An 18,445-nucleotide genomic window follows, 5' to 3' on the forward strand; every position below is an offset into this window, starting at 1 on the left:
CACATGTCGCAGCGCTATGCCTACCTGGGCCCGGAGGGCACCTTCACCGAGGCCGCGCTCCGGGAGCACGCTCCCGGACCGGCCGACGCCCGCTTCGTCCCGATGACCGGCGTCGCCGCCGTCCTGGACGCCGTGCGCGCCGGCGACGCCGAGGCGGGCATGGTGCCGCTGGAGAACTCCGTCGAGGGCGGCGTGAACGCCACCATCGACGAACTCGTCAACGGCGAGCCCCTGCAGATCACCGCCGAGGTGGCGCTGCCGGTCGAGTTCAGCCTGCTGGCCGCGCCCGGCACCCGCCTCGCCGACATCAAGCGGGTCGTCACCCACCCGCACGCCCTCGCCCAGTGCCGCGGCTGGCTGCGCGCCGAACTGCCCGAAGCCCAGACCTTCACCGCCGCGTCCACCGCCGCCGCCGCCCACCTGGTGGCCGAGCCCGGTTCGTCCTACGACGCGGCGATCGCCGCCCGCATCGCCGGTGAGCGCTACGGCCTGGCCGCGGTGGCCGTCGGCATCGGCGACCACCGCGACGCCGTCACCCGCTTCGTCCTGGTCCGGCGGCCCGAGCCGCCCGGCGAACCCACCGGCGCCGACCGCACCTCGCTGGTCGCCTTCATCCGCGACGACCACCCCGGCGCGCTGCTGGAGATCCTCAGCGAGTTCGCGGTGCGCGGAGTAAACCTCACCCGCATCGAATCCCGCCCCACCGGCCACGGCCTCGGGCGGTACTGCTTCTGCATCGACGCCGAGGGCCACGTCCGCGAGGCGCGGGTGGCCGAGGCGCTGATGGGCCTGCGGCGGATCTGCTCGGGGCTGCGCTTCCTCGGCAGCTACCCCAGGGCCGACGGCGGCCGCCCCGAGCTGCGGCCCGGCACCAGCGACGCCGACTACACCTCCGCGGAGAGCTGGCTGTCGGCCGTCCGCGAAGGCCGCCGCTGAGCCGGCGCCGGCCGACCGTCCCTCAGTAGCGGCGCCGCCCACCGCCGAAGCGGTGCAGCAGGCGGCGCAGCCGCCGCCGGTTGCGCGGGTCGCGGGCGGCGCGTTTGGCGCGGTCCAGGTTCTGACGGCCCTGCGGGCTGCGCAGATACCGCTTGATCCGGTCGATGAGCGAGGCCATATGGTCGTCCTCGGGTGGTCGGTCCCTTCACGGGACGGGTCGGCACGTCACCTGGTCGTTACCCGCTGCGCGCCGGTCCACCCCCGTGTGATCGGCCACGTACCCCCGGGCGGACCGCCCGCAGCGCCAGTTCGGCCGCGCGCCGCGCGCTGGTGAACGACACCTCGCTGAGCACCCCGGGCGCCGCCGTCTGGTCGCCCGCCAGGAACACGCCGCCGCCCCGGTCGATCCTCGGACGGTCCCGCCAGCTGAGGCCCGGCAGCTCCAGCGCGCCGGTGCGCCCCGCCGCCACCGAGGAGCGCCGCCAGGTCTCGCGCTCGCGCCAACCCGGCATCCCCAGGTCCAGCAGCCGCTCCGCGCGGGCCAGCCCGGCGGCCCGGTCCTCGCCCGGCCGCAGCGGCACCTGCACCTGCGTCAGGGAGTGGCCGGCCGGCGCGAGCGACGGGTCGACCGCGCTGAAGCGCTCGGCCCAGCCGGGCGCGTCCAGGTCCGACACGATGAAGGCGTCGCCGCGGCGGGCGCGGGTGCCCACGTCGAGCAGCATGGTCCGGCCGCTCTCCCAGGCCAGGTCCGCACCCAGCAGCCGGCCCGCCGCCGCCGGCGAGGTCGCCACGATGACCGGCGGCGCCGGCAGCTCCGCCACCCGGTGGCCGGTCTCGATCCGCACACCCAGCCGCCGCGCCAGCTCCCCCATCCGCTCCATCACGGCACCCCAGCCGCCGGACACGTAGCGGGCCTCGGGCGGCAGGGCGGACGCCCGGCAGAACACCCGCCAGGCGAAGGCCGCCGACAGCCGGCCCGGATCGTGGTCGAAGGTCGCGACGCCCAGGTAGGCGGCGGCCGCCCGGGCGGCCGCCGGGCCGAGGGCGCGGGCGGCCCAGCCGGCGAAGTCCTCGTCGACCGGCGCCTCCCGGCCGCGGGCCGCCAGCGCGCGCAGCAGTGCGGCCGGCGGCAGCGCCCGCGCCCGTCCGCCGCGCACGAAGCGGAAGCGCGCACCCTCGGCCGGCGGGACCGCCCGGACGCGTCCGGTGAGCCCCCGCTCCACCAGCCACGGCCAGTGCGGGCCCTTCGCGTAGAACACGTGCGGCCCCTCGTTGGCGGCGTAGGGGGCGCCGGTGGTACGGCCCCGGCCGCCGAGCCGCGCGTGCGCCTCGAAGAGCGTCACCTCGGTGCCGGCCTCCGCGCAGCTGATCGCCGCGGTCAAGCCGGCGAAGCCGCCTCCCACGACGGTGATCGATGACATCGGTGCGGTCCTCCCCTGTCCGGAGCGCGCCCGTGAGCGCCTGGCGAACCGTTGACCGGGCGGCGGCGCCGGATGTGACAGCCTGGCGTCCGGCAGGGCCGCGCGGGTGATTGACGGCGCGGTGCCCGCCGGTTCACGATCGGCATTCAGCCGGTCGAGAGGAGCTGTGCGGATGCCACACGAGGTACGCGGGGTGATCGCCCGCGGCAAGGGCGCCGAGGTGTCGGTGGAGACCGTCGTGGTGCCCGACCCGGGGCCGGGCGAGGCGCTGGTGCGGGTGCAGGCCTGCGGGGTCTGCCACACCGACCTGCACTACCGCGAGGGCGGGATCAATGACGAGTTCCCGTTCCTGCTCGGCCATGAGGCCGCCGGGGTGGTCGAGGAGGTCGGCCCCGGGGTGGCCGAGGTGGAGCCCGGCGACTTCGTCATCCTCAACTGGCGCGCGGTCTGCGGGCAGTGCCGGGCCTGCCTGCGCGGCCGCCCCTGGTACTGCTTCGCCACCCACAACGCCGCCCAGAAGATGACCCTCGCCGACGGAACGGAGCTGTCGCCCGCGCTCGGCATCGGTGCCTTCGCCGACAAGACCCTGGTGGCGGCGGGCCAGTGCACCAAGGTCGACCCGGCCGCCTCCCCCGCCGCCGCCGGACTGCTCGGCTGCGGAGTGATGGCCGGCCTCGGTGCCGCCCTCAACACCGCCGCGGTGGGGCGCGGCGACTCCGTCGCCGTGATCGGCTGCGGCGGCGTGGGCTGCGCCGCGGTGGCCGGTGCGCGGCTGGCCGGAGCCGGCACCATCATCGCCGTCGACCTCGACGACCGGAAACTGGAGTGGGCGCGCGGCTTCGGCGCCACGCACACGGTGAACGCCACCGGCGCCGACCCCGTCGCCGCCATCCAGGGGCTGACCGGCGGTAACGGCGCCGACGTCGTGATCGAGGCCGTGGGGCGGCCCGAGACCTACCAGCAGGCCTTCTACGCCCGCGACCTGGCCGGCACCGTGGTGCTGGTGGGCGTGCCCACCCCCGAGATGCGCCTCGACCTCCCGCTGCTGGACGTCTTCGGCCGCGGCGGCGCGCTGAAGTCGTCCTGGTACGGCGACTGCCTGCCCTCGCGCGACTTCCCGATGCTCATCGACCTCTACCTGCGCAACCGCCTCGACCTGGACGGCTTCGTGACGGAGACCATCGCCCTGGACCAGGTGGAGGAAGCCTTCGCCAAGATGCACCGCGGGGAGGTGCTCCGCTCCGTCGTGGTGTGGTGAACCACCGCCCGCCGTGAGGACCCGGGACCGGCCCGCACCCCGCGCGGCCGGTCCGCCCCGGCTCCCCGGCTCCACCCAACCCCCGCCCTCCCAGGGGGGCGACCCCACATCCATTCTCCCGCGCCCCGCCGCCCGCGCACCAGCGCGATTCCCGCGCCTGTGGACAACCGCCCGCCCGTCCCCGGAGGCTGTGGACAAAGCCGCCCGCCGACCGGAGGACCCCGCGCGGCCGTGCACTATGGGAGGTGTGAGCCTCAACGACCTGCTGCCGGCGGAAGCCGATCCCGACCTCCTGTTCACGACCTTCGCGACGTGGGCGGAAGAGCGCGGCCTCACGCTCTACCCGGCCCAGGAGGAGGCGCTGATCGAGGTCGTCTCCGGCAGCAACGTCATCCTGAGCACCCCCACCGGCTCGGGCAAGAGCCTCGTCGCGGCGGGCGCGCACTTCACCTCGCTGGCCAGGGGCGAGCGCAGCTTCTACACCGCGCCGATCAAGGCCCTCGTCTCGGAGAAGTTCTTCGACCTGTGCGCCGTCTTCGGCAGCCACAACGTCGGCATGATGACCGGCGACGCCAGCGTGAACCCCGGCGCGCCCATCATCTGCTGCACCGCCGAGGTGCTGGCCAACATCGCGCTGCGCGACGGCGCCGAGGCCGACATCGGCCAGGTCGTCATGGACGAGTTCCACTTCTACGCCGAGCCCGACCGCGGCTGGGCCTGGCAGGTGCCGCTCATCGAACTGCCCCACGTGCAGTTCGTGCTCATGTCCGCCACCCTCGGCGACGTCACCCGCTTCGAAAAAGACCTCACCCGCCGCACCGGCCGCACCACCACCCTGGTGCGCTCGGCCACCCGCCCGGTGCCGCTGTACTACTCCTACCGGTCCACCCCCCTGCACGTCACCCTGGAGGAGCTGCTCGGCACCCAGCAGGCGCCGATCTACATCGTGCACTTCACTCAGGCGGCGGCGGTCGAGCGCGCCCAGTCGCTGATGAGCATCAACGTCTGCAGCCGGGCCGAGAAGGACGCCATCGCGGCCGAGATCGGCAACTTCCGCTTCACCACCCGCTTCGGCCGCAACCTGTCGCGCTACGTCCGCCACGGCATCGGCGTGCACCACGCCGGCATGCTGCCCAAGTACCGCCGCCTGGTCGAGCGGCTGGCCCAGGCCGGGCTGCTCAAGGTCATCTGCGGCACCGACACCCTCGGCGTCGGCGTGAACGTGCCGATCCGCACCGTGCTGTTCACGGCGCTGTCGAAGTACGACGGCACCCGCACCCGCCACCTGTCCGCCCGCGAGTTCCACCAGATCGCCGGCCGGGCCGGCCGCGCCGGATACGACACCGCCGGCAATGTCGTGGTGCAGGCGCCCGAGCACGTCGTCGAGAACGAGAAGGCCCTGGCCAAGGCGGGCGACGACCCCAAGAAGCGGCGCAAGGTCGTGCGCAAGAAGGCGCCCGAGGGCTTCGTCTCCTGGGACAAGGCCACGTTCGAGCGGCTGATCGCCGCCGAGCCCGAGCCGCTCACCTCCCGCTTCCAGGTCAGCCACGCCATGCTGCTGAGCGTCATCGGCCGCCCCGGCGACGCCTTCGCCGCCATGCGCCACCTGCTCACCGACAACCACGAAGACCGCAAGGCCCAGTTCCGGCACATCAGGCAGGCCATCGCCATCTACCGCTCGCTGCTGGCCGGCGGCGTGGTCGAGCAGCTGGAGACGCCCGACGCCGAGGGGCGGCGGGCCCGCCTCACCGTCGACCTCCAGGCCGACTTCGCGCTCAACCAGCCGCTGTCCACCTTTGCGCTGGCCGCCTTCGAAGTGCTCGACCCCGCCTCGCCCGACTACGCGCTCGACGTCCTGTCCGTGGTCGAGGCCACCCTGGACGACCCCCGCCAGATCCTCGCCTCCCAGCAGAACAAGGCGCGCGCCGCGGCCATCGAGCAGATGAAGGCCGACGGCATCGAGTACGAGGAGCGGATGGAGCGGCTGGCCGACATCACCTACCCCAAGCCGCTGGAAGAGCTGCTGTACGCCACGTACAACATCTACCGCCGCGGCCACCCGTGGGTCAGCGACCACCCGCTGCGGCCCAAGTCCGTCGCCCGCGACCTCTACGAGCGGGCGATGACCTTCGTGGAGTACGTCGGCCACTACGAGCTGGCGCGCGGCGAGGGGCTGGTGCTGCGCTACCTCGCCGGGGCGTACAAGGCGCTGAACCAGACGGTGCCCGAGGACGTCAAGACCGACGACCTGCGCGACCTCATCGAGTGGCTCGGCGAACTGGTCCGGCAGGTCGACTCCAGCCTGCTCGACGAATGGGAGCAGCTGCAGAACCCCACCGAGCGCACCGACGCCCCGGTGCAGGGCGAGGACCGACCCAAGCCCGTCACCGCCAACGCGCGGGCCTTCCGGGTGCTGGTCCGCAACGCCCTGTTCCGCCGGGTCGAACTGGCCGCGCTGCGCCGCCACGACGAACTGGGCGAGCTGGACGCCGAGTCCGGCTGGGACGCCGAGCGGTGGGCCAAGGCCCTGGACGGCTACTACGCCGAGCACGACCGCATCGGCACCGGCCCCGACGCCCGCGGACCCGCGCTGCTGCTGGTCGACGAGGAGCCCGGCCGGTGGCGGGTCCGCCAGGTCTTCGACGACCCGGCCGGCGACCACGACTGGGGCATCAGCGCCGAGATCGACCTCCCCGCCTCCGACGACGCCGGCCGCGCGGTGGTCCGCCTGCTGGCGGTCGACCGGCTGTAGCCGGCCGGCCGCGCCGGGGTGCGGGCGAGGCGACAAGGGGACAAGGCGGGAAGGCGACAAGCGGACCCGGCCCGCCCGCGGCTCAGCCCTCGGGCGTCCGCCGCCAGGTGCGCTCGCCGTCGTGCCATTCGCCGGTGGGGCTGAGCCCGGCGGCGCAGGCGACGGCGGCCGACGCGCTGTGCTCGGGGTGGATGCGGGCGACGACGGTGCGCACACCGCCGCGGTCGAGCCAGCCCACGAGCGCTGCGGCCGCCTCGGAGGCGATGCCGCGCCGCTGCCAGGGAGTGCCCACCACCCAGGCGACCTCGGCGACCGGTCCGTGCGCCGAGGGGCTGACCGTCGCCTGGACGGTTCCCGTCAGGCGGCCGCCGGCGCGCAGCCGGACGACCCAGTTCAGCCAGCCGACGGCCGGGTCGGGGGAGCCCGCGGCCAGCCGCCGGTAGCGCGAGCGCAGCGCCTGCACGTCGTCCGGGCCGCCGCCGATGAAGCTGTGCAGGGCCGGGTCGGAGAGCACCGCCGCCATCTCCTCGGCGTGCCCGACCTCCAGCGGGAGCAGGTCCAGGCGCTCGGTCGCGATGGGCTGTGCCGTGATGGCCGTCATGGCGCCTTCTCTCCGGGGCGCTGGGCACAGGGCGGGTGCGGGGCCGAGCGCTCGGCGCCGATGGGCCGCGCTGTGGCGGCGGTCACGGCGCCGTCGCCTCGGCGTGCCCGACCTTCAGCGGAGCAGGGCCGGATGCTCCGGCGGCGATGCCTGCGCTGCGGCGGCCGCCAGGGCACGGCCGCCTCGGCGCGTCCAGCGCGGGCGGGCAGGACCGGGCGGTCCAGCGAAGGCTCATCATGGCGGCATCACCTCGGCCGGGCCGACCATGCGAGACGGGGTGGCGGCCGATGTGCGGGCGTGCGGACCGGAGCGGGGCGGACGCCGACGCCGTCCGGCCCCGGGACGCGTCGGAGCCTGGCGCCGCGCGGCGGTCTTCCGTGGTCCGTCAGTGCCCGCGCGCGATCCACTCGTCCAGGTGCGGCGCCTCGGCGCCGATGGTGGTGTCGTCGCCGTGGCCGGTGTGCACGACCGTCTCTCCGGGCAGGACGAGCAGCCGGTCGCGGATGGAGGCGATGATCGTGCCGAAGTCGGAGTGCGAGCGGCCGGTGGCGCCCGGACCGCCGGAGAACAGGGTGTCGCCGGTGAACACGGTGCCGAGGGCGGGCGCGTGGAAGCAGACCGCGCCCGGGGCGTGGCCCGGGGTGTGCAGCACCCGCAGCTCGGCGCCGCCGACCGCCAGCGTGTCGCCGTCGGCGAGCGGGCCGTCGGGCTCGCGGTCGGGGTAGACCATCCGCCACAGCACCTCGTCGCCGGGGTGCGCCAGCACCGGCGCCCCGGTTCGGCGGCCGAGTTCGGCGGCGGCGTTGATGTGGTCGTTGTGGGAGTGCGTGCACAGGATCGCGCGCAGCCGGCGCCCGCCGAGCGCCGATTCGATCGCCGAGGCGTCGTGCGCCGCGTCGATCACCACCGCCTCGGCGTCGTCGCCGACGATCCACACGTTGTTGTCGACCTCCCAGCTCCCGCCGTCCAGCTCGAAGCTGCCCGAGGTGACCACCCGCTCGATCCGAACGCCCACGCGTCGGCCTCCATCCGCCTGTCGTCGTACGCCGCCGCCCGCCGGCGCGGGCCGTCCAGCGGAACTATAGGGGCCGGAGGCGCACTGCGGCCCACCGCGACGTGCGACGGCCGCGACCAGCGTGCCGCCGGACGCGGCACGGTCGCGGCACCTGGAGAACCTGTTTCCGGAACACGCGCAAATCTACAGCGGCCGAAGTAGACATTCGGCTTCAGTGGTGCTAATTTTTCTGTCGTAACCGCAGAGATGAATGAGGGACCGCCGGAGACGTCGGCGGAGCGTAGGAAGGCTCGACCGACGCACGAGTGCTGGAGCGCGTCGGGAGCCGGCAGTACCGTAATTTGCCGCACCGGCCTCCCGCCCGCACGGGGGAGACCGCAGCACCACGCGGCAGGGCTCGACCGGCGCGCCACGCAGGACAGCGTGCCGGGAGCCGGTATGGATCGCAGGACCGGGCTCCGCCACCACGGGGAGACCGGAGCAGGACGGCTCGACCGGCGCGCAGTGCACGACGGTGCCGGGAGCCGGTGGTAGAGAAGTGGTTCGAGTAGTGAGATCGAGAGGAGTCGATGCCATCAGGATCGCCCGGGCGGAGTCTGTCGCTCGGGTACCGCAGGCCCCGGTTTGGAAGAGGGTGGTCCACGGTCACATATCCGCGATCCCCGCGATCCCGTCCTTGTACATCGGGTAGCGGAAGGCCGGCCACGGCCGGTAGATGGTATTGAAACTCTCGGGCCCCGGCGCCATATGGCGCCGGGGCCCTCGGCGTGTCTCCAGAGGTGAGAAGGAAGAGGTGCGGTGCCCCGACCCGCGACGAGCGACCGGCTCGACGATGACGACTATCCCGCGTACACCATGGGCCGCGCGGCGGAGATGATCGGCACCACGCCGGCCTTCCTGCGCGCACTCGGCGAGGCCCAGCTGATCACCCCGCTGCGCTCGCCCGGCGGGCACCGCCGCTACTCCCGCTACCAGCTCCGCATCGCCGCCCGCGCCCGCGACCTGGTCGACCAGGGCACCCCCATCGAGGCGGCCTGCAGGATCATCATCCTGGAGGACCAGCTCGAAGAGGCCCGAAGGATCAACGAGCAACTGCGCGCCGCCGCGAACCCCCCACCGCAGCAGCAGTGACGGACCGCCCCGAAGGACCCCGTCCCTCCGGGAAGCCGGACCGGGGAACGGCCGTCCACAAGCGCCCACGGCGCGGGCCGCGGTCATCCCCAAGCCGCCCGCACGCACTGTTCCCGGGACGTCGATCCGCGAGATGATGGAATCGGGGGGTTCCCCCAAGGGTGGGGGAACCCCCCGATTCCCAGCCTTCCATCGCACCGTGCGCCGCGCGACGGGGACTTCCCCGGCTGTGGACAACCCGGGCCGCATCGAAGCGCCGCTGTGGACGACCGGCCGCGGCCGCAACCGGGAACCTCAGGCGGTACGGCGGTCGGCCGACCGGCCGGGTTCCGCCGTTCGGCCGACCGGCCGCCTCACTCGAACGCGGTCATGAACTCCGACGCCTCCAGTGCGCGGCCGGTGATCCGGACGTCGCCGAGCCAGCCGTAGAAGCCCTGGCCGAAGGCGTTGTCGAAGCCGGTGGCGCCCAGCGTGAACGGGCGGCCGAGGGTGGCGACCCCGGTCGACCGCTGGGTGGGGTTGCGGGCGATCGGCGAACCCTCCACGTACACGATGCTGCGCCGGCCGTCGTTGACCACGGCGACGTGGAACCAGCGGCCGACCGGCAGCGCGTGGCTCCACGAGGTGGGGTCGGCGTCCTGGACGTGCGGGTACACGACGTACTGGAGGAAGCGCTCAGGGGAGACGTTGAGGCTGCACGTCGGCTCCAGCGGCGACCAGCCCGTGGTCTTGCCCGCGTCGCCGCTGCGGCCCTGCCAGCTGAAGATCCCCATCCACGCGTGCTCGCCCTCGAACGGGTCCGGCAGCCGGATGAACACCTCGAAGGTGTAGCCGCCCAGGAACTTCTCCGAGTTGATCGGCGCGTCCGCGACGGCCTCCAGGATCGCGCCCCGGTCCGGGCCCTGGCCGCCGTCGAAGCGCAGGCTGGCGTGCGCGGGCGCGTACCTGTGGTGGTCGGCGGAGCGGGTCAGCACCTCGGCGGCGCTGCCGTGCAGCCGCCGCATCACCAGGTCGTTGCCGTGGCCGGACAGGTCGCGCGCCACCGCGCCCTCCTGCACCGCCTCCCCCTCCCGGGCCGCGCCGCGCAGCCCCGAGGAGTCGAAGCGCCAGTACGCGAGCGTGTCGCGGGTGACCACCCGCCGGTACGGACGCGACGCCGGCTCCTCCACCGGCGCGAAGCCGGCGAAGCGCCGCTCGGTGTCCAGCGGCACGCTGAACCGGTCCACGTCCCCGGTCAGCTCGATCATCTCGGCGCCCAGCAGCGGCCGCTCCCCGGCCTCGCGGAGCAGGAACCACGGCGCGAAGGTCTCCACGTCGACGACGCCGCGCGCCAGGTCGAACTGGTACAGCCGGATCATGGCCGCGCCGCCGTAGTAGCGGTCCTGGTAGTTGGTGATGTGCACGTGGACATCGTTGCCCGCGTCGTTGGTCAGCACGGTGCGCCCCGGCGGCCAGTAGTGCCCGCTGATGGTGAGGAACACCTGGTCGTTGCGGCGGACCAGCCGGTCCCACAGCCGCTGCCCGTGGCCGGACAGGCTCGCGGCGCCATCGTCGTCGGCGTGCGCCAGGTCATGGGTGGTGAGGATGACGGGCAGCCGCGAGTGGCCGTCGATCACCCCCTGCGCCCAGGCGATGCCCGCGTCCGACACCCGCCAGTCCAGCGCGAGCAGCAGCCATTCGCGGCCGGCCGCGCGGAACACGTGGTAGCTGTTGTACCCGTCGGGTGAGGCGCCGCCGAAGGTCTCGCGGCCGGCGAAGCGGTCGGGGCCGAAGGCGCGCAGGTAGGGGGTGTCGCCGCGCTGGTCGTCGGTCGAACCCGGCACGTCGTGGTTGCCCGCCAGCACGCTGTACGGCAGCACGCCGTCCACGGCGGTGAATGCCTGGTCCGCCAGGCCGATCTCGTGCTCGCTGCCGTGCTCGGTGATGTCGCCCAGGTGCGCCATGAAGGCGACATTGGCCACGCCCCGCTGCTCGGTGAGGTACCGGAAGGTGGCGTTGAGCGGTTCGGGGTCGGAGCTGTCCTCGTCGAACAGGTACTGGGTGTCGGGCACCACCGCCAGGCAGAACCGGGGGCTCTCCGGGTCGAATTCGCCCGACCGCGGCGGCACCACCGGGGCGGTGCGCGGCGCGGCGGCGGCCTGCGCGGGAGCGGCGACGATCGACGGCACCGCCAGCGCCGCGGGCGCGGCCAGCGCCCCCATCAGCAGGTGGCGCCGGGCCAGCCCGCCGGCGCCGGGGGCGTCGCCGGCGGTGTCGGCGCCGGCGACGGGCCGATCGGGTTCGCGGGAGGACTCGGGCACGGCTGACCACCTCACGGGCTTCGCGGGCCGGTCCCCTCGACCGGCCTCCACCAGCGCATCCGATCAGTGCCGTATGTCCGATCGGCGTCCAGTAGTCGACCCGCCGTTAGCGATCTTGCTTACCTTCCCCGCCGCGCCATGATGCCCGGCGGTCCTGTTTCTCGTGAAACCACCCCGGGGTGATGCGTTCGCCCGCCCATTGACCTCAAGCAAGCTTGAGCTTCTAGCCTTTCCGAAACGAAAGGGGTCCGGCCGTGACGACACTGGTAACGGGTGCCACCGGGAACACCGGCCGGCACGTGGTGGCGGAGCTTGTCCGCCGAGGAGAACGCGTCCGGGCGCTGACCCGGAATCCGGCCGCGGCCGCGGAGCTGCTGCCGGCCGGGGTGGACCTCGTCGCCGGCACGCACACGGCGCCGGCGGAACTCGGCGCCGCCCTCGACGGCGCCGACCGCCTGCACATCACCGTGACGCCGGGCCTCGCCGAGGCCGGCCCCGAACTGGTGCGCCGGGCGGTCGACGCGGGCGTGCGGCGGATGACCGCGGTGTGGGGCGGTGAGACCGGCCCGACCGAGCGGGCCGTCGCCGGCTCGGGGACGGAGTGGACGGTCCTGGAACCGCAGGAGTTCATGGCCAACGCGCTCACCTGGGTCGACTCCATCCGCGCCGAGGGCGTGGTGCGCGAGCCCTACGACTCCCCCAGCGCGATCGTGCACGAGGCCGACATCGCCGCGGTGGCGGCGATCGCGCTGCTCGACGACGGCCACGCCGGGCGCTCCTACAATCTCACCGGCCCCGAGACGCTGACCCTGAGCGAACGCCTCGCGATCCTGTCCAAGGCGACCGGCCGCGACATCGCCTTCGTGCCGATCACCCATGAACAGGCCGTCGAGCGGCTGATGGCCACCGGGGTGTCCCGGGCGGACGCCGAGTTCGTCATCGACTGGTACGCCGAGCCCAACGCCGCCGCCACCACCGTCGACCCGGCGGTCGAGCGGCTGACCGGCCGTCCGGCGCGCACCTTCGCCCAGTGGGCGGCGGAGCACGCGGAGCGCTTCTAGGGCCGTGGCGGCGGGCCGGGCGGAACGCCGGCCCGGCCGCGGGTCGCGGTCGCCCGATCGCCGTTCCGCCAGGTGCCGCGGGCGTCAGTCGCCGACGATGTAGGTGCCGCCGCACGCTTCGGCCAGCCCCGGCCCGAACAGCACCGCCGGCGTGTGGGCGCCGGCCGGTGCCCCGCCGGCCGCGAGGCGCACGGCGACCTCGGCGGGGACGGCGCCCGTGTACGCCTGGGCGTCGCCGACGCGGAGCCAGCCCGCGCGGCGGGTGCCGTCGGGCCACTCCAGCAGGGCGTGCGCCCAGGAGAACTCGCGCGGCCGCTCCCGCGCCTCGAACGAGACCTCGGCGAGGCGGCGGGTGGCGAAGGCCCGGATGGGGGTGATCTCCAGCAGCGACATGGCGACGGGCATCAGCGCGCGGGTCAGAGGAGAGGTCGGCAGCTCGCTGGAGGCGGCGATGACGGACGGGGCTCCGCTCGCGCGCTGCGCCGCGAGCAGTTCGCCGGAGGGCCAGCCGGCCGTGGTGACCCGGGTGCCGTCCGGCAGCGTGAGCGGTGCGGCGTCCGCTCCGATGCGCGCGGGCACCAGGCGGCCGTTCTCGATCCGACGGCCCTGGTAGCGGCGTCCTCCTTCGACACCGGGCAGTCCGTCGAGGATGCTGGCGGCCAGGGCTTCGCCCATGACCCCTTTCTCCACGCCGAAGGACGGGACGACGTCGACACGGACCTTGGCCGCGTCCGGCCGGTCCGCCCTCAGCCTGAGCACGATGCTCTCGGCCGCGGTCGCCCCGAAACCCGCCGCGGTGACGACCGTCCGGCCCGCCGCCGCGGCCTGGTCGTGGCCGGCCAGGGTGGCCGCGACGGAGCCGACGTCATTGGCGAGGTCGATGTAGTGGCTCGCCGGAAGGCACGCCCTGATGATCGGCAGCGCCGTGGCGGCGAAGGGGCCGACCGTGTTGATCACCACGGCGGGCCCTTGGCGGGTGATCTCCGTCGCCATGGCCGGGAGGGAGTCCACGGCGATGGTGCGGCCGCCGCCGGACCGCGCCGCTTCCGCGGCCAGCCGCTCGGCATTCCGGCCCACCAGGACCGGCGGCCGCCCCCGTGCGGCCAGTTCGGCGGCGATCGCCCGGCCGCTGCGGCCCGTGCCGCCGAGTATCCAGATCTCATCTTCCATCGCGATCACCGCTCCGGGTGCGTGGGCCAGTCTGATGACACTTCATGTCATTACTATACGAGCTGATGACATGGAGTGTCATCACGTAATCTGGCGGGGTGAGCAGATGGCAGCCGAACGCGCGGCACCGCTTGGAGCAGGCGGCGCTCGAACTCTTCGCCGAGAAGGGCTTCTCGGCCACGACCGTTCCCGAGATCACTGCCAGGGCCGGGCTCACGACGCGCACCTTCTTCCGGCACTTCCGCGACAAGCGCGAGGTCATCTTCGGCGGGGAGGAGATGTACGAACGCGCCGCCGAGCTGCTGGTGGAGCTTCCCGCGTCCGACGGGCCCGCCGCCCTGATCGGCGACGGCCTCAGCGCCATCGCCGAGGCCCGCTTCGAGGGGCGGCGGGCCGAGATCAGGCAGCGCCGCGGCATCATCGCCCGCGACGACGCCCTGCGCGAGCGCGACCTCCGCAAGCGCGCCGCGCTGTGCGAGGCGCTCCGCACCGGATTCGTCCGGCGCGGCATCGGCGCGCTGCCGGCCCGCCTGCTGGCCGAGACCAGCGTCACGGTGCTCTACACGGCGGTCGACGAGTGGCTCGCCCGCGACGACGACCGGCCGCTGTCGGACCTGATCCGCGAGACGCTCGACGCGCTGCGGACCAGCATCGAATGAGCCGGAGCCCGGCTCGGGACGCCCCTTGACCATGACGTCCGCCCGCCCCGCGATGCGGGATCCCCGCACCGGCGGTGCGGGATCCCGGATCCTCAGCTCAGCGCATACGGCCTGACGCGCACCTCCGCGACGGCCGCCCGGCTCCGCCGGGTACGGACTGTGGATAACCCGGTTCGAACGGGCGTCGCCTGTGGATAAACTCCGCGAGCACCCGGCCGCCGCAGCGCGGCCGTGCAGCCGGAGCCGTCCACCTGAAAGAACCGCGCCCGCGCACCGAACCCGTCACCGACCTCTGGGCCGACCGCCCGGGCCCAAGCCCCAGAACCCTGCGGACCCGCATGTCAGCGACACTTCCACGTGATCGCCGCAGCCAACGGAATCTTCTTCCCCCGCCCGCCCTGGGGGGCACCCCTACAACGATTCTTCCGCACTCGGCGCCGCCCCCGCACCCCCGTCCAGGGGGTTGTGGATAACTCTGGGGTGGTGTGTGCAAGTTGTGGATAACTCGGGCGGGCGGTTACGTTCGCGGGGATGGCGGTGGTAGTGAGGGGACCCCGGCGCGGCCGGACGGCCGGGCGCCGGGGTCCCGGGGCGCGAGACGCGCTCGGATCCTCCCCCGTCAGGTCCGGGGCAGCGTCTCGGCCAGTTCGGGGAAGGCCGACAGGTAGCCGTCGAGGAGTTCGCGGGCGGTGCGCACGGAGTCGACCAGCGGGTGGGTGGCGAAGGCGCGCAGCGCGGGGCGGCGCGAACCGGTGCGCACCGCCTCCAGGATGTCGCGCTCCACCCCCTTGACCGCGTGCACCAGCGACGCCTGGTGACCGCTCAGCGCCGACACCGCCAGCGGCCGCGCCCCCGCGGCGTCGACCACGCACGGCACCTCCACCACGGCGTCGTCGTCGAGTTCGCGCACGGCACCGCGGTTGCGCACGTTGACGATCAGCCGGGCGGGCTCGTCATGGGCGATCGCCCGCATCACCGCCAGCGCCACCTTCTCGTAGCCGCCGCCGTCCAGGTCGGCGGTGTCGCGGTCGACGCCGCCGGCCACCCGCCGGTTGTCGGCCATGTAGGTGCTCTCCCGCTCCAGCCGGGTGCGGTCCCACAGCTCCAGCGAGCGCTGCGGGTCGGCGGCCGCGTCGCGGTAGAAGCCCTGCTGCTGGTCGACCAGCTGCTGACCCCGGGTGCCGCCCCTGGCGCGCGACTCGGTGACGGCCCGCACCGCCTCGCGCCGCAGGTAGTAGTAGTGCAGGTACTCGTTGGGCAGCGCGCCGATCGTGCGCAGCCACTCCGCGCCGAAGAGCTTGCCCTCCTCGAAGGAGCCCAGCCGCTCCTCGTCGGCCAGCAGCTCGGGCAGCAGGTCGCGCCCGTCGACCCGCAGGCCGCGCAGCCAGCCGAGGTGGTTGAGGCCCACGTAGTCGAAGCGCACCCGCTCCGGGTCGGCGCCCAGAGCGCGCGCCGCCCGCCGGCCGAGGCCGACGGGGGAGTCGCAGATGCCCACCACCCGGTCGCCGAGCACCGCCGCCATCGCCTCGGTGACCAGCCCGGCCGGGTTGGTGAAGTTCACCACCCACGCGTCGGGCGCCAGCTCCGCCACCCGCCGCGCGATCCGCTCGGCCACCGGCACCGTGCGCAGGCCGTAGCTCACCCCCCCGGCGCCGACGGTCTCCTGGCCGAGCACCCCGGCGCCCAGCGCCACCTCCTCGTCCAGCACCCTGCCGCGCAGCCCGCCGACGCGGATCGCCGAGAACACCATGCCCGCGCCGCGCAGCGCCGCGTCCAGTTCGGTCTCGGCCCGCACCGCCAGCCGCGGCTCGCCGAAGCGCTCGCGGTGCGCGTCGCGCTGCCGGTCGAGCACGGCGCCGATGGCGGCCAGCCGCCCCTCGTCGCGGTCGTAGAGCACCACTTCGGTGATGGGCGCGTCGTCGCGGCGCGCGTCGTCGAGCAGGGCCTGGTGGACGAGCGGCACCCGGAACCCGCCCCCGCCGAGGATCGTGAGCCTCACGCTAGGTGCACCTCCACGCCTTTCTCACGCATGACTTGCAGGGTCGCCGGATCGGCGCCGCGATTGGTGATCACTCCGTCGAGCTCCCCGGCCTCGCAGACCCGCCCGATGCCGCCGCCGGGGAACTTGCCGCTGTCGGCCAGCAGCACCGTGCGCTGCGCGGCGGCCATCATGCCGCGCTTGACCGGAATCTCCACGGTGGTGCTGTCCATAACGTCGCCGTTGGACCGCACCCCGCTGGTGCCGATGAAGGCCAGGTCGGCCCGGACCTGCCGGAGCGCGTCCTGGGTGAGGAACCCCACCATCGAGCGGTAGTTCTTCCGCACGGTGCCGCCGAGGAGGACCAGTTCGACATCGGTGTCGTTGGCCAGCTCCTGGTACACCGCGAGGCTGCTGGTGATGATGGTCAGCGGGCGGCAGCGCAGCGCACGGGCCAGACGTACCGTGGTGGTGCCGATGTCGATCAGCACCACCGACGCGTCCCAGACCAGCTCGGCGGCACGCGCGGCCACGGCGTCCTTGAGCTCGGCGTTGTTCACGGCCACATCGCCGAAGGCGCGCTCCGCCGACGCCGGGTTCACCCGGGCGCCGCCGTGCTCGCGGATGACGCTGCCGCGCTCGGCGAGCTCGGCCAGGTCGCGGCGGATGGTGGCCGCGCTCGCCCCGAGCCGGTCGGCGAGCTCGGCGACGCCGAGAGTGCCCTCTGTGGTCAGTAACCGCAGGAGCTCGGCCCGTCGCTGAGTGCTCAACACGGATGAACCGTACCATTCATAATCGCGCAAGTTTGTGATCGATTCTTGTCATTCTTGCGCATAAGGTCCACACTGATCATGGCGGGCGCCGGACAGGGCGCCCGTCACCCGTAATCGCGGACGTCCGGGGTCGCGTCACCACCGGCCGGGCACGGCCAGGTCCGTCATCGACTCGTGGAGCCGGGAAGGAGCAGCCATGGCAGCGAACACCGACCGTCCGGGTCAGGCCGGACCGGAGCAGCCCGACGGCGAGGCCTCCCGGCCCACCACCGACGAGCGCACCTCCAAGCTGGAGTCCACCCCGCTGGTCGGCGAACCGCACGACGTGCTGGCCGCCGCCCGCGAACCCGAGGGCCCGGCCATCGACCTCGCGCTCAGCGGCACCGTCTTCTTCGACATCGTCCTCACCGGCCTGGCCGCGCCCCCGGCCGGCGGCACCGAGGTGGGCGCCGAGGGCATGGGCTCCTGCCCCGGCGGCGTCGCCAACCTCGCCGTCGCCGCCGCCCGCCTCGGGCTGCGCACCGCGGTCGCCGCCGCCTTCGGCGAGGACGTCTACGGCGACTTCTGCTGGGAGACCCTCGGCCGGCAGGAGTACGTCGACCTCAGCGCCTCCGAGCGCATCCCGCACTGGCACTCCCCGTTCACGGTCTCGCTCGCCTACCGGGGCGACCGCAGCATGGTCACCCACGAGCACCCCTCCCCGGTCCCGGTGGACCGACTCGCCCGCGCGCTCCCGCAGGCCAGGGCGGCCTTCGTCAGCCTCGACGCCACCGAGGCGCCCGAGTGGGCGCTCCGGCAGACCGAGGGCGGCGCCCGCCTGTTCGCCGACGTCGGCTGGGACGACAGCCAGGAGTGGTCGCCCGCCGTCCTCGACCAACTGCGCCACTGCCACGCCTTCATGCCCAACGCCATCGAGGCGATGTCCTACACCCGCACCGGCAGTCCCGCCTCGGCCCTGTCGGCGCTGGCCGAACGGGTCCCGGTGGCCGTCGTCACCGACGGCCCGCGCGGCGCGCTCGCCGTCGACCAGACCACCGGCGAGAGCGCCGAGGTGGAGGGCCTGGTGCTCGACGCCATCGACACCACCGGGGCCGGCGACGTCTTCGGCGCCTCCTTCATCGTCGGCACCCTCGCCGGCTGGCCGCTCGCCCAGCGGCTGCGCTTCGCCAACCTCTGCGCCGCGCTCTCCGTCCAGCACACCGGCGGCTCCCTGTCCGCCCCCGGCTGGGCCGACCTGGCAGCCTGGTGGGGCCGGGTCAACGCCCCCAGCGGCGGCGACCCGCAGCTGATCGAGCGGTACGGCTTCCTCACCGACCTCATCCCGCCGCAGTGGATCCCCACGGAGCTGCGGAGGGCGAGCGCCACCATCGGCCTGCGCTAACGGCGCGCA

General features: G+C 74.0%; 15 protein-coding genes. 7 read left to right on the forward strand and 8 right to left on the reverse strand.

The window, feature by feature from the left end; all coding sequences use genetic code 11:
- The first annotated feature begins 3 nt into the window (after positions 1 to 3).
- Positions 4 to 936: a prephenate dehydratase gene (gene pheA, locus CLV72_RS11130; RefSeq protein WP_106244338.1), complete on the forward strand. Its 933-nt coding sequence runs from the start codon at positions 4 to 6 to the stop codon at positions 934 to 936.
- Between the two features lie 22 nt (positions 937 to 958).
- Here pheA and CLV72_RS32155 read toward each other — a convergent pair whose 3' ends face one another.
- Positions 959 to 1,114: a hypothetical protein gene (locus CLV72_RS32155; RefSeq protein ID WP_170140953.1), complete on the reverse strand. Its 156-nt coding sequence runs from the start codon at positions 1,112 to 1,114 to the stop codon at positions 959 to 961.
- A gap of 58 nt (positions 1,115 to 1,172) precedes the next feature.
- Positions 1,173 to 2,357 (reverse strand): FAD-dependent oxidoreductase, encoded by a 1,185-nt coding sequence (locus CLV72_RS11135; protein ID WP_106244340.1) that lies wholly within the window; start codon positions 2,355 to 2,357, stop codon positions 1,173 to 1,175.
- Between the two features lie 172 nt (positions 2,358 to 2,529).
- On the opposite strand from CLV72_RS11135, the gene CLV72_RS11140 reads away from it, so the two are divergent.
- Together CLV72_RS11140 and CLV72_RS11145 are read left to right on the forward strand one after the other, a co-directional pair.
- Positions 2,530 to 3,615 (forward strand): S-(hydroxymethyl)mycothiol dehydrogenase, encoded by a 1,086-nt coding sequence (locus CLV72_RS11140; RefSeq protein ID WP_106244342.1) that lies wholly within the window; start codon positions 2,530 to 2,532, stop codon positions 3,613 to 3,615.
- A 238-nt stretch (positions 3,616 to 3,853) separates the two neighbouring features.
- Positions 3,854 to 6,367, forward strand: a complete 2,514-nt coding sequence (locus tag CLV72_RS11145; protein WP_106244344.1) for a DEAD/DEAH box helicase — start codon at positions 3,854 to 3,856, stop codon at positions 6,365 to 6,367.
- A gap of 82 nt (positions 6,368 to 6,449) precedes the next feature.
- Here CLV72_RS11145 and CLV72_RS11150 read toward each other — a convergent pair whose 3' ends face one another.
- Both CLV72_RS11150 and CLV72_RS11155 read right to left on the reverse strand, forming a co-directional pair.
- Positions 6,450 to 6,968 carry a GNAT family N-acetyltransferase gene (locus CLV72_RS11150; protein WP_106244347.1) on the reverse strand — a complete coding sequence of 173 codons (519 nt, stop codon included), beginning with the start codon at positions 6,966 to 6,968 and terminating at the stop codon, positions 6,450 to 6,452.
- Between the two features lie 385 nt (positions 6,969 to 7,353).
- Positions 7,354 to 7,983 (reverse strand): MBL fold metallo-hydrolase, encoded by a 630-nt coding sequence (locus tag CLV72_RS11155; RefSeq protein WP_106244350.1) that lies wholly within the window; start codon positions 7,981 to 7,983, stop codon positions 7,354 to 7,356.
- Between the two features lie 798 nt (positions 7,984 to 8,781).
- Here CLV72_RS11155 and CLV72_RS11160 point away from each other — a divergent pair.
- Positions 8,782 to 9,114: a MerR family transcriptional regulator gene (locus tag CLV72_RS11160; RefSeq protein ID WP_106244352.1), complete on the forward strand. Its 333-nt coding sequence runs from the start codon at positions 8,782 to 8,784 to the stop codon at positions 9,112 to 9,114.
- Between the two features lie 353 nt (positions 9,115 to 9,467).
- Here the strand turns inward: CLV72_RS11160 and CLV72_RS11165 are convergent, their stop codons facing one another.
- Entirely contained in the window at positions 9,468 to 11,414 is a 1,947-nt protein-coding gene (locus tag CLV72_RS11165; protein WP_211302813.1) for a LamG-like jellyroll fold domain-containing protein, read from the reverse strand.
- Between the two features lie 254 nt (positions 11,415 to 11,668).
- Here CLV72_RS11165 and CLV72_RS11170 point away from each other — a divergent pair, with 254 nt between their 5' ends.
- Entirely contained in the window at positions 11,669 to 12,475 is an 807-nt protein-coding gene (locus tag CLV72_RS11170; protein WP_106244355.1) for an NmrA family NAD(P)-binding protein, read from the forward strand.
- Positions 12,476 to 12,559: 84 nt separating this feature from the next.
- Here the strand turns inward: CLV72_RS11170 and CLV72_RS11175 are convergent, their stop codons facing one another.
- A complete protein-coding gene (locus CLV72_RS11175; RefSeq protein WP_106245421.1) occupies positions 12,560 to 13,645 on the reverse strand; it encodes a saccharopine dehydrogenase family protein in 1,086 nt (361 codons plus the stop codon).
- Between the two features lie 98 nt (positions 13,646 to 13,743).
- Between CLV72_RS11175 and CLV72_RS11180 the strand changes: the two genes are divergently transcribed.
- Positions 13,744 to 14,304, forward strand: coding sequence for a TetR/AcrR family transcriptional regulator (locus tag CLV72_RS11180; RefSeq protein ID WP_106244358.1), 561 nt, complete (start codon positions 13,744 to 13,746; stop codon positions 14,302 to 14,304).
- A 619-nt stretch (positions 14,305 to 14,923) separates the two neighbouring features.
- Here the strand turns inward: CLV72_RS11180 and CLV72_RS11185 are convergent.
- Both CLV72_RS11185 and CLV72_RS11190 read right to left on the reverse strand, forming a co-directional pair.
- Positions 14,924 to 16,303, reverse strand: coding sequence for a 6-phospho-beta-glucosidase (locus tag CLV72_RS11185; protein ID WP_106244361.1), 1,380 nt, complete (start codon positions 16,301 to 16,303; stop codon positions 14,924 to 14,926).
- Positions 16,300 to 17,055: a DeoR/GlpR family DNA-binding transcription regulator gene (locus CLV72_RS11190; RefSeq protein ID WP_106244364.1), complete on the reverse strand. Its 756-nt coding sequence runs from the start codon at positions 17,053 to 17,055 to the stop codon at positions 16,300 to 16,302. The genes CLV72_RS11185 and CLV72_RS11190 overlap by 4 nt, the downstream gene beginning before the upstream one ends.
- 196 nt (positions 17,056 to 17,251) lie before the next feature.
- Between CLV72_RS11190 and CLV72_RS11195 the strand changes: the two genes are divergently transcribed.
- Positions 17,252 to 18,436, forward strand: a complete 1,185-nt coding sequence (locus tag CLV72_RS11195) for a carbohydrate kinase family protein (protein WP_106244366.1) — start codon at positions 17,252 to 17,254, stop codon at positions 18,434 to 18,436.
- Positions 18,437 to 18,445 lie beyond the last annotated feature (9 nt).

It is taken from the genome of Allonocardiopsis opalescens (assembly GCF_003002095.1).
Lineage (GTDB): Bacteria > Actinomycetota > Actinomycetes > Streptosporangiales > Streptosporangiaceae > Allonocardiopsis > Allonocardiopsis opalescens.